General features: G+C 67.0%; 14 protein-coding genes. 8 read left to right on the plus strand and 6 right to left on the minus strand.

The genetic code is table 11. The features are described from left to right. Positions 1 to 11: 11 nt before the first annotated feature. Positions 12 to 413, plus strand: a complete 402-nt coding sequence (locus FAZ98_RS16500) for a hypothetical protein (RefSeq protein ID WP_158952389.1) — start codon at positions 12 to 14, stop codon at positions 411 to 413. Positions 414 to 517: 104 nt separating this feature from the next. Here the strand turns inward: FAZ98_RS16500 and FAZ98_RS16505 are convergent, their stop codons facing one another. The 3 genes from FAZ98_RS16505 to FAZ98_RS16515 all read right to left on the minus strand — a co-directional run bounded on the left by FAZ98_RS16505 (position 518) and on the right by FAZ98_RS16515 (position 3,656). Continuing rightward, positions 518 to 1,303 carry an alpha/beta fold hydrolase gene (locus tag FAZ98_RS16505; RefSeq protein ID WP_158953957.1) on the minus strand — a complete coding sequence of 262 codons (786 nt, stop codon included), beginning with the start codon at positions 1,301 to 1,303 and terminating at the stop codon, positions 518 to 520. 289 nt (positions 1,304 to 1,592) lie between these two features. Next, positions 1,593 to 2,672, minus strand: a complete 1,080-nt coding sequence (mreB, locus tag FAZ98_RS16510; protein WP_158952390.1) for a rod shape-determining protein — start codon at positions 2,670 to 2,672, stop codon at positions 1,593 to 1,595. Positions 2,673 to 2,993: 321 nt separating this feature from the next. Further along, positions 2,994 to 3,656: an alpha/beta hydrolase gene (locus FAZ98_RS16515; protein WP_158952391.1), complete on the minus strand. Its 663-nt coding sequence runs from the start codon at positions 3,654 to 3,656 to the stop codon at positions 2,994 to 2,996. 515 nt (positions 3,657 to 4,171) lie between these two features. On the opposite strand from FAZ98_RS16515, the gene FAZ98_RS16520 reads away from it, so the two are divergent. The 3 genes from FAZ98_RS16520 to FAZ98_RS16530 all read left to right on the plus strand — a co-directional run bounded on the left by FAZ98_RS16520 (position 4,172) and on the right by FAZ98_RS16530 (position 7,153). Then, on the plus strand, positions 4,172 to 5,677 hold the full coding sequence (locus FAZ98_RS16520) for a DHA2 family efflux MFS transporter permease subunit (RefSeq protein ID WP_233272822.1): 1,506 nt from the start codon (positions 4,172 to 4,174) through the stop codon (positions 5,675 to 5,677). Between the two features lie 19 nt (positions 5,678 to 5,696). Next, positions 5,697 to 6,620 (plus strand): glutaminase, encoded by a 924-nt coding sequence (locus FAZ98_RS16525; protein WP_158952392.1) that lies wholly within the window; start codon positions 5,697 to 5,699, stop codon positions 6,618 to 6,620. A gap of 344 nt (positions 6,621 to 6,964) precedes the next feature. Further along, the gene (locus tag FAZ98_RS16530) at positions 6,965 to 7,153 is read left to right on the plus strand and encodes a Flp family type IVb pilin (RefSeq protein WP_158952393.1); all 189 of its coding nucleotides are present in this window, start codon (positions 6,965 to 6,967) and stop codon (positions 7,151 to 7,153) included. Between the two features lie 17 nt (positions 7,154 to 7,170). Here the strand turns inward: FAZ98_RS16530 and FAZ98_RS16535 are convergent, their stop codons facing one another. Next, positions 7,171 to 7,578 carry a RidA family protein gene (locus FAZ98_RS16535; RefSeq protein WP_158952394.1) on the minus strand — a complete coding sequence of 136 codons (408 nt, stop codon included), beginning with the start codon at positions 7,576 to 7,578 and terminating at the stop codon, positions 7,171 to 7,173. Positions 7,579 to 7,580: 2 nt separating this feature from the next. Continuing rightward, positions 7,581 to 7,853, minus strand: coding sequence for a hypothetical protein (locus FAZ98_RS16540; RefSeq protein ID WP_158952395.1), 273 nt, complete (start codon positions 7,851 to 7,853; stop codon positions 7,581 to 7,583). A 70-nt stretch (positions 7,854 to 7,923) separates the two neighbouring features. Between FAZ98_RS16540 and FAZ98_RS16545 the strand changes: the two genes are divergently transcribed. The 4 genes from FAZ98_RS16545 to FAZ98_RS16560 all read left to right on the plus strand — a co-directional run bounded on the left by FAZ98_RS16545 (position 7,924) and on the right by FAZ98_RS16560 (position 11,553). Beyond that, positions 7,924 to 8,145 carry a hypothetical protein gene (locus tag FAZ98_RS16545; RefSeq protein ID WP_158952396.1) on the plus strand — a complete coding sequence of 74 codons (222 nt, stop codon included), beginning with the start codon at positions 7,924 to 7,926 and terminating at the stop codon, positions 8,143 to 8,145. 293 nt (positions 8,146 to 8,438) lie between these two features. Further along, positions 8,439 to 9,260, plus strand: a complete 822-nt coding sequence (locus FAZ98_RS16550) for a PadR family transcriptional regulator (RefSeq protein WP_158952397.1) — start codon at positions 8,439 to 8,441, stop codon at positions 9,258 to 9,260. 160 nt (positions 9,261 to 9,420) lie between these two features. Then, a complete protein-coding gene (locus tag FAZ98_RS16555) occupies positions 9,421 to 10,230 on the plus strand; it encodes a siderophore-interacting protein (protein ID WP_158952398.1) in 810 nt (269 codons plus the stop codon). Positions 10,231 to 10,299: 69 nt separating this feature from the next. Then, the gene (locus FAZ98_RS16560) at positions 10,300 to 11,553 is read left to right on the plus strand and encodes an MFS transporter (protein WP_158952399.1); all 1,254 of its coding nucleotides are present in this window, start codon (positions 10,300 to 10,302) and stop codon (positions 11,551 to 11,553) included. 150 nt (positions 11,554 to 11,703) lie between these two features. Here FAZ98_RS16560 and FAZ98_RS16565 read toward each other — a convergent pair whose 3' ends face one another. Continuing rightward, on the minus strand, positions 11,704 to 13,071 hold the full coding sequence (locus FAZ98_RS16565; protein WP_407672116.1) for a c-type cytochrome: 1,368 nt from the start codon (positions 13,069 to 13,071) through the stop codon (positions 11,704 to 11,706). Positions 13,072 to 13,073 lie beyond the last annotated feature (2 nt).

Here is a 13,073-nt window from a genome sequence, read left to right on the forward strand (position 1 = left end):
GGAAGGAACAGATGAACATTTCGATCGACACCCTGTTCGCAGAAGACGAACTCGCAGAGGGCGCCGTTGTCACGGCACTCAATCACCAGGACATCGTGGTCGCCCTCTCGGCCGCGCTCGCTACCGAACGCGTGGCCGTGCTGCACATGCTGTATCCGCGCACCGACGCGCGCACGCACCGCAGCCTCGACGAACTGGTCGGCAAGCTGCAGAACCACGGCCTGAACCAGGTGGCGCGCCTCGTTTCGCAGGAAGCGCACTACCTCGTATTCAAGGACCCGAAGAAGGCCTGGAAGGCGTTCCACGAAATCCGCAACGACTCGCTCGCCATCGGCGTGCATCTCTACTACGCGGGCCTCGTGGGCGAAGCCGCCGAGCTGAAGCTCGACGCGCACGCGCATGGCCGCGACTGAGTTTCGCGCGACGTAAAAAAGCGGCCCGTGGGGCCGCTTTTTTTATCCGCGGAATTATTACGGATGCCGAACGATCCGGCGATATCGCGCGGTTGGCACGCGATTTATCGCGCGAAGCCGCTCACGAAACCGTCGATCAATTCGTTGAACGCGGCCGGGCGCGCGAGATTCATGCCGTGCGAAGCGCCCTCCACGGTCGCGCGGCGCGCGTCGGGCAACCATGCTTCGAGCGCGGCCACGGCGCGATGGAACACTTCGGGGCTCAGCTGGCCGTCGATCAACAGCACGGGGCAATGCACTTCGGCGGCGGCCTCGCGCGTGAACGCGGGCAGCGGATCGTGGAATTGCGGCCCGAGCGTGTGGGCGTTGTCGGTCGCCATGCGGCGGAACGCGTTCGTGCTCCTGGCCCAAAAACCGGGGCGGCTCACGGAGTCGACGAACAATTCGAGGCCCGCATTCACCTCGCCCGCCGCGATCAGCGCCACGGCACGCGCGCGCAGTGCGTTGACGGTTTCGGGCAGCGTCGCGAGCGTCTGCCCGGGCTGCTGCACCGGACCGCCCGGGTCGGCGAGCGTCAGCGTGCGCACGTGATCGCGATAACGGCGCGCGAACTGGAACGCCACCGCGCCGCCGCGCGAATGGCCGATCACGTGCGCGGGACCGGCGCCGAGCGCGTCGATGAACTGCGCGAGTTCGTCGGCGTGATGGCTCCAGCTGAACGGCTGATCGTCGGCGATCCGGCTCGCGGGCCAGTAATGCGAGAGGCTCACGGAAACGCAGCGGTAGTGCGGCGCGAGGCCCGCCAGCTGCGGCTGCCAGTAACGGTAATCGCACAGCGAACCGTGCACGAAGAGAAGAAGCTCGCCCTCGCCGCGTTCGACATAAGGCATGGGCAGGCCGCCGGGCAGTTCGACGAACGTGCCGGGGGCCGGAAAATCAACTGGATTCACGGCGAAAAAATGTGGAGACGACCATTCGGCGGCGCGCGGCTCTAACGGCCATTCGGGCGCGATCGCGTCGCTTCAACGGCGAGACACGTATCGGGCACAGCGGCGCGCGCCGGTAAAGAGGCGTATTGTCCCACGGCCGCGCCTCGTGCGTGCGGGTTTTCCCGTAGCCGCACGCGAAAACGCGAGAATGGGCGTCCTCGACCGAGGTTTTAGATGGGAACGCGCGCGTTTATTCGGCCGCCGCGTAGCCGTGCTCGCCCGCATACGCCGCCGCCGCGCCCGCACCGCGCACGGCGCAGGTGAGCGGTTCGTCGGCCACGCGCACCGCCACGCCGAGTTCCGCGGCGAGGCATTGGTCGAGGCGTCCGAGCAACGCGCCGCCGCCCGTCAGCACGATGCCGTTGCCGGCGATGTCGGTCACGAGTTCGGGCGGCGCCGTCTCGATCACCCGCCGCACCACGCCGATCACGGCGCGCAGCGGCGCGGCGAGCGCGTCGGCGATATCTTCGCTGGTGAGTTCGATGGTGCGCGGCAGGCCGTCGGCGAGACTGCGGCCCGTGGCGCGGGCGCGTTCGACGGGTTCGCCGTGCAACGCGCTGCCGATGGTCTTTTTCACGTGCTCGGCGGTCTGCTCGCCCAGCACGACGTCGTAGAGCGCGCGCACGTGGTCGACGATCGCGCGGTCGAACTGGTCGCCGCCCACGCGCACCGAGCCGCTGCAGACCACGCCGCCCAGCGCGAGAATGCCGACTTCCGTGGTGCCGCCGCCAATATCGACGATCATCGAGCCGGTTGCTTCGTCCACGGGCAAGCCCGCGCCGAGCGCCGACGCCAGCGATTCGTCGATGAAGCTCACGCGCGCCGCACCGGCCGCGAACGCCGCTTCGCGAATCGCGCGGCGCTCCACGTGGGTCGCGCCTTCGGGCACGCACACGGTGAACGACGCACGGCGGCCGAACCGGCCGAGACGTCCCAGCCGGGATGACGGCTGCGCCATCGCCGCGAAGCGCCGCATCATGTGCTCGGCGGCGGAAAAATCGGCAATCACGCCATGGGAGAGCGGGCGCACCGTTTCGAGATTCGCGGGCGTGCGGCCGAGCAGCTCTTTCGCTTCGGCGCCCACCGCCGCCACGGTCGCTTTCGTCTCGCCCGCGCTCGCGCGGCGCTCGAAGCAGACCACGGACGGCTGATTGAGCACGATGCCTTCGCCGGCGGTGAACATGAGGGTGTTGGCCGTGCCGAGATCGAGCGCCACGTCGTGGCGGGTCAGCCGTCTGGCAAGGAAGGAGTGCGGCTTGGCTCGGGCCATATTGGTCTTTGTGCGTGCGGAATGAACGCCCCGGCAGGCGATGCGCCCGCCGTGAAGGCGTGCCGATGGCGCGCGTCCGTACTTTGCGGACGACCCCGTGCGCCATTCGGAACGGGCCTCGCGGCCCACATGGCCGCAGCGACACCCGGGATAACGGCCGCGACCGGCGCAGACTTTAGCCGCGCCAAAAATAACTGGCTATGCGGTCGCGCCGCGGCGTCACCCGCGCGGGATATCGGCATGATTCCTCAGCGGAATTTCGCCGATTGCGTCGATACGCCGATATCCCGCGCGCCGGGCAACGCCCTCGCGGCCGCCGGTTCAGTGGCTCGCCGGTTCGCGCACGAGCGCGCGCACCAGCGCGTCGCGGCCGAGCATCGCGCCTTGCGGCGTGATCGTGTGGCCCACTTGCGGCAACGCGTAGGCGGTCACGGCGAAGCCCGCGTCGCTGAACGCGACGGCCGCGCGCTCGGTTTCGAGCACCGGAATCACTTCGTCGTCTTCGCCGTGCACGAGCGTGATCACGGTGCGGCTCTTCGCGACGACCGGCGTGACGAGCCGGCCCGAGTAGCCGATCACGGCCGCCGCGCCCGCGTCCTGCGTGGCCGTGTGATACAGCGACATGATCGTGCCTTGCGAGAAGCCGACCAGCGCGAGCGCGTCGTGGCCGACGCCCCAGTGCGCCAGCTCGGCCTCGAGACGGCGCTCGAACGTTTGCGCGGCCGCGGCCGTGCGCGCCTCGCGATTCGTCTCGTTGATGTCGCGCAGGCTGAACCACTGGCGGCCGCCGAAGCCGCCGTCGAACGGCTCGTTGCCGTCGAGCGACGCGAACGCGACGCCGGGCAGCGCGGCGCCCCACGCATCGGCGAGCGGCGTCAGATCCTGTGCGTTGCTGCCCACGCCGTGCAGCAGCACGACGAGCGCGCGCGCGGCGCCATCGGCGGGCGCAAGGCGCCAGCCTCCTTCGAACGGTTCCCAGCTCATGGTCAGGCCTCCCCTAACGGGTTCAATCCAGTCTTGATGTTTATATAGTGCATGCGCGCCGTACTTGACCAGCCGTGCCAAACCGGCCGTGCCAAACTGGCCGTGCCTAACTGGCCGTACGCGCGGCAGGCGCAAGGATACGACGGCCGCGCCGCGCGTGGGCGCGCCAGCACGCGGCCCAACGCCACATCGAAGCGCGTTGGCAAACGGCTCGGCCGCGAAATCGGCAATATGTAAGGCAATCGAAAACAAACGCACCCGCAAAACCCCGCCATCGCGTGGGGCTGCTTCTCCGCGCGGCGATGGTTCGCGGCAATTACGGGTATCCTGTGCCGCTGTCAGGTTCCGCCGACGGAATCATCGCCATATTGGCCGCCGCGCGCAACTGCCACCCGCAGCTGCACCACGCGAGCGCCGCGCGCCATCGCACCACGTCACCGAATCAGCGGAGAACACGCTTGAACCAACCCGCAGCCACACCCGCGCCACCGCCGCCGCTCGAAGGCGGCCGCCTGATCCTCGCCACCGTTGCCGTCGCGCTCGCGACCTTCATGAACGTGCTCGATACGTCGATCGCCAATGTGGCCATTCCGACCATCTCGGGCGACCTGGGCGTGTCCGTCGACGAAGGCACGTGGGTCATCACCGTGTTCGCGGCCGCGAATGCCGTGTCGATCCCGCTCACGGGCTGGCTCACGCAGCGCTTCGGTCAGATACGCCTGTTCGTGGCCTCGATTCTCTCGTTCGTGCTGGCCTCGTGGCTGTGCGGTATCGCTCCCACGCTGCCCATCCTGCTGGTCGCGCGCGTGCTGCAAGGCGCCGTGGCCGGACCGCTGATTCCGCTCTCGCAGGCCATCCTGCTCGGCTCCTGGCCAAAGGACAAATCCGCCACGGCGCTCGCCTTCTGGGCCATGACCACAACGGTTGGCCCGATCGCGGGCCCGGCGCTCGGCGGCTGGATCACCGACAGCTACAACTGGTCGTGGATCTTCTACATCAACATTCCCGTGGGTCTGTTCGCGGGCTTCATCACGTGGTCGATCTATCGCACGCGCGAGTCCGCCACGCGCAAGCCGCCGATCGACATCGTGGGGCTCGGCCTGCTGATCGCGTGGGTCGCCTCGCTGCAGATCATGCTCGACAAGGGCAAGGACCTCGACTGGTTCAACTCGCCCGTGATCGTCGGGCTTGGCCTCGTCGCGCTGGTGAGCTTCGCGTTCTTCCTCGTATGGGAACTCACCGAGGAGCACCCGATCGTCGACTTGCGATTGTTCGGACAGCGAAACTTTCTCGGCGGCACGATCGCGATTTCCGTGGCCTATGCGGTGTTCTTCGGCAATCTCGTGCTGTTGCCGCAATGGATGCAGGAGTATCTGAACTACCGTTCCGTGGACGCGGGCTTCGTGACCGCGCCGCTCGGCATCTTCGCCATGCTGCTCTCGCCCGTGGTCGGGCGCATCCTGCCGCGCTCCGACGCGCGCATTATCGCGACCGTGGCGTTCGTGCTGTTCGCGGTGGTGTTCTACATGCGCTCGAAGTACGTGGTGGAGATCGACACGTTCCATCTGGTGCTGCCCACCTTGCTGCAAGGCGTGCCGATGGCGCTGTTCTTCGTGCCGCTCACCGCGATCATTCTCGCGGGCCAGCCGCCGCAGCGCGTGCCGGCGGCCGCGGGGCTCTCGAACTTCGTGCGCGTGTTCTGCGGCGCCGTGGGCACCTCGATCGCAACCAACGCCTGGAACAATCGCACGATCCTGCACCATGCGCGGCTCACGGAGCAGGCTTCCGTCGACAACCCCACGTTCAACGCGGCCATTTCGCAAACGCAAACCGTGTTGCATTTGAGCGAGCCCTCTTCGCGCGCGCTGTTCGACTTCCAGCTCACGACGCAAGCCGCGATGATGGGCCTGAACGACATCTTCTATATTTCGGCGATCATCTTTCTGGCGATCATTCCGCTCATCTGGATCACCAAATCGACGCGCGGCAAGGGCGGCGGCGGCGCGGCAGGCGCGCATTGATCACCCACTTTCTGCGTCAATGACCTCACCGGATTACGCGTCGATACTCGACGAGATTTACCGCGACCTGCGCCCGCACTTCGGGCGCGGCCGCGTGGCCGACTACATCCCAGAACTCGCGAACGTGCGCGCCGAGCACTTCGGCATGGCGATCGTGACGGTGGACGGCCACGTTTATCGCAGCGGCGACGCCGACCTGCGCTTCTCGATCCAGAGCATTTCGAAGCTGTTCGCCTGCACGCTCGCATTTCAGCTGCTCGGCGATTCGCTCTGGGACCGCGTGGGCCGCGAACCTTCGGGCAACGCGTTCAACTCGCTCGTGCAGCTCGAATTCGAAGCGGGCAAGCCGCGCAACCCGTTCATCAACGCGGGCGCGCTGGTCGTCACCGACGTGCTGTGCCGCCGCTTCGTGCGCGCCGAAACCGCGCTCGTGGAATTCGTGCGGCGACTCACGGGCGAGCCCTCGATCGACTACGACCTGCGCGTGGCGGAATCGGAACTCGCGCATGCCGAGCGCAATCGCGCGATGGCGCATTTCATGGCGAGCTTCGGCAACATGGACATGCCCGCCGACGCCGTGATCGACGCGTATTGCCGCCAGTGCGCGATCTCGATGAACTGCGTGGAACTCGCGCGCGCCGCGCTCTTTCTCGCCAACGGCGGCGTTTCGCCCGCGAATGGCGAACAGGTCGTGGACGCGAGTTCGGCCAAGCGTCTTTCCGCGCTGATGCTGACCTGCGGCACCTACGACGCGGCCGGCGACTTCGTCTATCGCGTGGGCTTGCCGGCGAAGAGCGGCGTGGGCGGCGGCATCGTCGCGGTGCTGCCGGGCGAATTCGCGGTTTGCGTATGGTCGCCGGGTTTGGACCCGACGGGGAACTCACAAGTGGGGCAGATGGCGCTGGAATGGCTCACGACGCGCACGGGGCGGTCGATTTTTTGAGGGCGGATGGGCGGAAGCGAGAAACCCGCCATTCGCTCACCGGGCATGCGCTGCGATACGCGTCACATAAACGTCGTTTTTCAAACCGGAGAAATAGCGCATTTAACGGGAGCCGCTGCGAGATTCAGGCTCCCATAAAAAAGCCACGTAAAACGTTTGCGCAAGTCATTGACCGCATTGCGACTTTTCGGCTCTTCGGCGATTTGTCCATCGCTATGTCCGCGAATTGAACAATACCCAACACTCGCGGGCATCACCCATTGTGTTTTTATAAAGACTACCTAGAATGAGAGCCGCGCAAATCCGTCAAGGGGGACGGAGCGTGCCGAATTCCAGGAATGGTCATGTGGAAAATCATTAATACGTTGTACCGCGACGAGCGCGGCGTCAGCGCGCTCGAATACGCGCTGATCGCCGGTATCGTCGTGGCGGCGGTGCTAGTGGCGGGCAGTTCACTCACCACGAACATTCCGGCGCTGTTCACGAACATGATGTCGAACCTCAGCACCAAAATCAGCGCGGCGCTCCACTAAGCGCTCACCGCACCGCTTCACCCGCCGGCCGTGCGCCTCTGTACCGCCACGCACTTGATTTCCACCAGCAAGCCAGGATGCGCGAGTTCGGCCACGCCGATCGCGGTCCATGCGCACGTTCCGCGCGGAAACACGCGGTTCTTCACCTCGCGAAACACCGGCATATGGGCGCTCATGTGCACGTGGTAAGTGGTCATGTCGACGACATCGTCGAACGTGCAACCGGCTGCCGCCAGCACGAGACGCAGGTTCTCCCAGCATGCAATAAATTGCGCCTCCGGATCAGCGATCACGGCCAGATCGGCCGTGCGTCCGACCTGCCCCGCGCAATACACCGTGTCGCCCACCTTCACGGCCGGCACATAGCCGGCGCGCTCCACCAGGCCTTGCATCGACGCGGGCACGATCCTTTCGCGATCGCCCATGGTCAGGCCGTTGTCGAAACGAGGCCCGTGGTCATGCCGTTCGCAAGCATCAGTTGCGCGAGCGTGCCTTGCGCGCTTTCCAGCTGCGCCGCGATCTGCGTGACCTGACTGTCGTCCGAACTCTGCGCCGCCGAACTCAACGCGCTTTGCGCGCTCTGCAACTGCGCCTTGATCCGGCTGATCTCGCCCGCGTTCGCGCCCTGCGAGGCCGCGCCCGATGTTTGCGAGCTCACCTGCGAGAGTTGCGATTCGAGCGATGCGATCAACGCGTTCAACGAATCGAGTTCCGACGATGCCGAACTGCTCGACGCGGCACCACCGCCGCCTCCGCCTCCGCCGCCCGACTTGCCCGATGCCGAACTGGTCGCGCTGCCGCCGCTCGTCGTGCCTGACGAAGCCGAAGTGCCGCTAGCGCTTGTCGATCCCGAAGTCGACCCCGAAGTCGACCCCGAGGTCGAAGCCGCCGACGAAGCCGACGCCGCAGCGGTACTGCCGTTCGCCGCGCCCGTCGAGCCCTGTGCATTCGAATTCGTGTTCGAACCCGTGGCGTTCGAGCCCGTGCCGTAGACGGCCGTGGCCGCGCTCGCTGGTTGAATCTGCATGTCATTCCCTTCTTCGTGAGCTGCAACAAAGTGCCGTGATCCACCGAAAAACGGCCCATCCGTCCAATAACGGCCAGTCTGAAGCAGAACTTGAGTGCAGTTCGGGTTTTCATGCATTCGAGTGCCGCTGCATGAGTGCATGCGCGCGACCCGGTCGCGCATCCATCCCTAAATAAACGCACGAAAATGCTTTGACAAACGCTCTTACGATATATATCTTAAGACATGTTTTAAGACACTCAGAACTCAGGAGGCCCCATGCGCCACCCTCATCATCACTACGGCCGCCGCTTCGGCGAAGGCCGTGAAGCCCGCGAAAGCGAATCGGAACGCCGCCGTGAGCGCGATCCGCGCGACTTCTTCGCGGCCGCACTCGACCGTTTGCATGCCGCCAAGCACGGCGCCGAATTCATCGACCGGCATGCCGCCCGTCACGCGTTCCGCGCGCTGCGCCACGCCATGGGCCGCCATCGCGGTCCCGGCGGCGGCGATGGCCCGGGCGGTTTCGGCGAAGGCTTCGGCCGCGGCGGCTTCGGTCCGTTCGGCGGCGGCGGCGGTTTCGGCGACGGCGACGGTTTCGGCCGCGGCCGCAAGTTCACGTCGGAAGACCTGCAACTCATGCTGCTCGTGCTGCTCGCCGAGCGTCCGAGCCACGGCTACGAACTCATCAAGGCGCTCGACGCGCGCTCGAACGGTTTCTACAGCCCGAGCCCCGGCATGGTGTATCCGGCGCTCACGTATCTGGAAGAACTCGGCTACGTGAGCGTGACGCTCGAGGGCAACCGCAAGCGCTACGAGCTGTCGCCCGAAGGCCGCACGTATCTGGACGAAAACCGCGAGCGCGCCGACCTGATCCTCGCGAAGCTCACGCACTTCGGCCGCAAGATGGACGTGATGCGCCGCGCGCTCGCCGGCGAGGACGTTTCGGACGCGAGCGGCTGGGTGCGCGAACTGATCGAAGCGCGCCGCGCACTCAAGCACGCGCTACTGCGCCGCTCCGACGTCTCGCCCGACGAACAGCGCCGCATCGCCGCGATCCTCGCGCGCGCCACCGAGGAAATCGAAAAAGGCGGCGCCTGAGTCCGCGCAAGCGAGTCACTCATCGAGGCCGCTCAAGCAAACCGCTCGAGCGGCCCGGGCGATCCCGGCAATCCGTGCGATCGCCACGCCCTCGCCCCTCATCCACCCAATCGATACGCGGCGCGCCCGCGCGCCGCGCCACCCAGCATCGGAGCCACTCATGCAGAACTCGTCCCAACTCGAAGTCGTCCGCGTACGTCACCCGCTGAAATTCCGCCTGTTGCGCGTGGCGCGCGTCGCCCCCGTGTCGCCCGCGCTCGTGCGCGTGACGCTCACGGGCGATCTGAGCGATTTCGTGTCGGCGTCGTTCGACGACCACGTCAAGGTGTTTTTCCCCGCCGAAGGGGCCGACAAGCCGGCCGTGCCGAGCCTCGGCCCCGACGGTCCCGTGTTCCCCGAAGGCGTCGCCCGTCCGGCCGCGCGCGATTACACGCCGCGCCGCTACGACCCGCAAAGCAACGAACTCGATCTCGAGTTCGCCCTGCACGAGGCCGGTCCCGCCACCGCGTGGGCGGCGCAGGCGCAGCCGGGCCAGTATCTCGGCGTGGGCGGCCCGCGCGGCTCGATGGTGATCCCCAAGGAATTCGACTGGCACCTGCTGGTGGGCGACGAAACCGCGCTGCCCGCCATCGCGCGGCGACTCGCGGAACTGCCCGCGAACGCGCGCGTGGCCGTGGTGGTCGAAGTGGCGAATCGCGCGGCCCGCATCGAACTGCCGACCGAAGCCGATCTCTACGCGACGTGGGTGTATCGCGACGAAAGCGAGACAGATCAACCGCTGGTGGACGCCGTGTCGCAAGTCTGGCTGCCGCCCGGCGAAGGCTACGTGTGGGCGGCGGGCGAAGCCTCGGCGATCCGCGCGGTGCGCGCGCATCTGTGCAACGAGCGCGGCGTGGACAAAAAGCGCGTGCGCGCCTCGGCCTACTGGCGGCGCGGCGCGCAGGCCGCTCACGAGACCATCGACGATTAAGGGTCGACAATCGATAATGCGAGGCGTGGCAGCCCTGCCGCGCCCTCGAACTCTGGCTCGACGCCACTCATGACACTTTCTCTCACTCCGCTGCGTGAGCGCACGCTGCTCTGGCTGCTGGCGCTCACGCAGTTCACCGTCATCATGGACTTCATGGTGATGATGCCGCTCGGCCCGCAGATCATGCATGCGTTCGCGATCACGCCCGCGGCATTCGCAACGGCCGTCTCGGCGTATTCGCTCTGCTCGGGATTGTCAGGACTCCTCGCGGCCACCTATATCGACCGCTTCGACCGGCGCCGCTTGCTGCAAGTGGCGTATGCGCTGTTCGCGCTGTCGAATCTCGGTTGCGCGCTGGCGCCGAACTTTCATCTGCTGCTGGCCGCGCGCGCGTTCGCGGGGCTCACGGGCGGCGTGCTCGGCTCCATCGTCATGGCCATCGTCAGCGACGTGATTCCGGTCGCGCGGCGCGGCGCCGCGACGGGCACGATCATGACGGCGTTCTCCATCGCCGCCATTGCGGGCGTCCCGGCCGGCGTGCTGCTCGGCGCGCGGTTCGGCTGGAGTACGCCGTTCCTGCTGCTGGTCGTGCTGTCCGTGGCGATCTGGCTCGCGGGTTCGCGCGTCGTGCCGTCGCTCACCGGGCATCTCGAACAGCGCACGCCGCTCGCCGAAATCGTGCCGCGTTTGTGGCAACTCCTCACGCTGCCGCGGCACCTGAAGGCATTCGGGCTCACCTTCACGATGATGACCGCGCACATGATGGTGATTCCGTTCATCTCGCCGATGCTCGTCGCCAATCACCACATCGCGCCGCAACAGATTTCGTGGCTCTACATGGCGGGTGGCGCGTCCACGCTCCTGACCGCGCGCGCGGTGGGCCGCCTGTCCGACCGCTACGGCAAGCACCGGATTTTCCGCCTGACGGCGCTCGTCTCGCTCGCGCCGGTGCTGATCGTCACGCATCTGCCCACGCTGCCTTTTCTCGCGCTGGTGGCGTTCTTCGCGGTGTTCATGATCGGCATGTCGAGCCGCATGGTGCCGCTCCAGGCCCTGCTCACGACGATCCCCGAGCCGTCGCGGCGCGGTGCGTTCCTGAGCGCGAACAGCGCGGTGCAGGCGCTCGGCACCGGTATCGGTGCGTGGTTCGGCGGGCTGCTGCTGTCGACCGGCGCGAACGGCACGATCGTCGGCTATGGCGAAAACGGCTGGATCGCGGCGGCGCTCACGTGCGTGACGGTACTGTGGGTCACGCAGGTGCGCGGCGCGTCGGACAATGCGCCCGCCGCTCCGGTGAGCGCCGCCGCGGCCGCGGAATCCTGAGCGCAACGGCACGCCGGGCAACACATCGGCGAAAAAATCCGGCCAGCGCACCGGCCACGCCGGGCGCACAAAACAAAACGCCCGATGCATTGCATCGGGCGTTTTTCATGGCAGGCGCGGTGTCACGTCAAACCGCGCCGCGCACCGCGCTTACGGATTCTCCGCGCGCGTGGGCTGAGCCGGCGCCTTGACCGCGCCGCGCACCTTCGCGACCTGATCGGCGGTCACGGCCGGTGCGTGATTGCCCCAGCTCGAACGCACGAAGGTCAGCACGTCGGCGATATCGCGGTTGGTCAGACGATCGGCGAAACCGGGCATGCCGTAGTGCGTGGGCGCCGCTTTCGTCCACGGCATCTCGCCGCCTTGCAGCACGAGATGGATCAGCGAAGTCGGATCGTCGGAATTGACGGCCGAGGACAGCGCCAGCGCCGGGAACGTCTCCGAATACCCCACGCCGCTCGTGCGGTGGCACGCCGCGCAGTTATCGAGGAACGTCAGCGCGCCGTTGCTGCGGTCGGTGCCCGCGCGCAACGCCGCGGCCGCCGCCGGATTCGCCGTGAGCGCGCTGCCCGCGGTGTCGACCGGCTTGAGCGTCTTGAGGTACGCGGCAATCGCGGCGAGATCGGCATCGCTCATGTGCTGCGTGCTGTTCTCGACCACTTCCGTCATGCCGCCGAACGCCGCCGAATGCGCGGTGCGGCCGCCCTTCAGGAACGCGACGATATCCGCCTCGCTCCACGTGCCGAGACCGTCCTTGCTGTCGCCGCGCAGGTTCTTCGCGAGATAGCCGTCGATCACGCCGCCCGAGAGGAACGTGTGGCCGTCGTCCGTGAGCGACTTCTCCTGCAGCCCCACGCCGCGCGGCGTGTGGCACGCGCTGCAATGCGCGAGGCCTTCCACGAGGTAGCGGCCGCGCACGATCGGATCGTTCGGCAGCGGGCTGTCGTCGGTGATCGCGTCGGGCGCGAACGTCATGCGCCAGAAGCGCAGCGGCCAGCGCATCGAGAGCGGCCAGACGATATCCGTCGGCTTGTTCGCCTGCTCGACCGGCTGCACGCCCCGCATGAAGTACGCGTACAGCGCCTTCACGTCCGACGGCTTGACCTTCGCGTACGAGACGTAGGGCATGGCCGGATAGAGCGACGAACCGTTCTTCGCCACGCCGCGACGCACGGCGTTGTCGAAGTCCTGGAACGTGTAGTCGCCGATCCCCGTCGTCTTGTCGGGCGTGATGTTGGTCGAATAGATCTTGCCGATGGGCGAGTCGATCCCCAGACCGCCAGCGAACGGCTTGCCGCCCTTCGCCGTGTGGCACGCGATACAGTCCGCCGCCGCCGCGAGATAGCGGCCCTTCTCGATCAGCGCCTTGTCGGCGTCGCTCGCGGCCGCTGCCTGCGGTTGCGCGACCTGGGTTTCCACGCGCGGCGCCGAAGCCGGCTCCTGCGCGAACGCATACGCGGCCCACGCCGCGCCCGCGACCACGGCCGAGGACAGCACGGCCATCGTGATTTTCTTCATCG

The organism is Paraburkholderia acidisoli, from assembly GCF_009789675.1.
Lineage (GTDB): Bacteria > Pseudomonadota > Gammaproteobacteria > Burkholderiales > Burkholderiaceae > Paraburkholderia > Paraburkholderia acidisoli.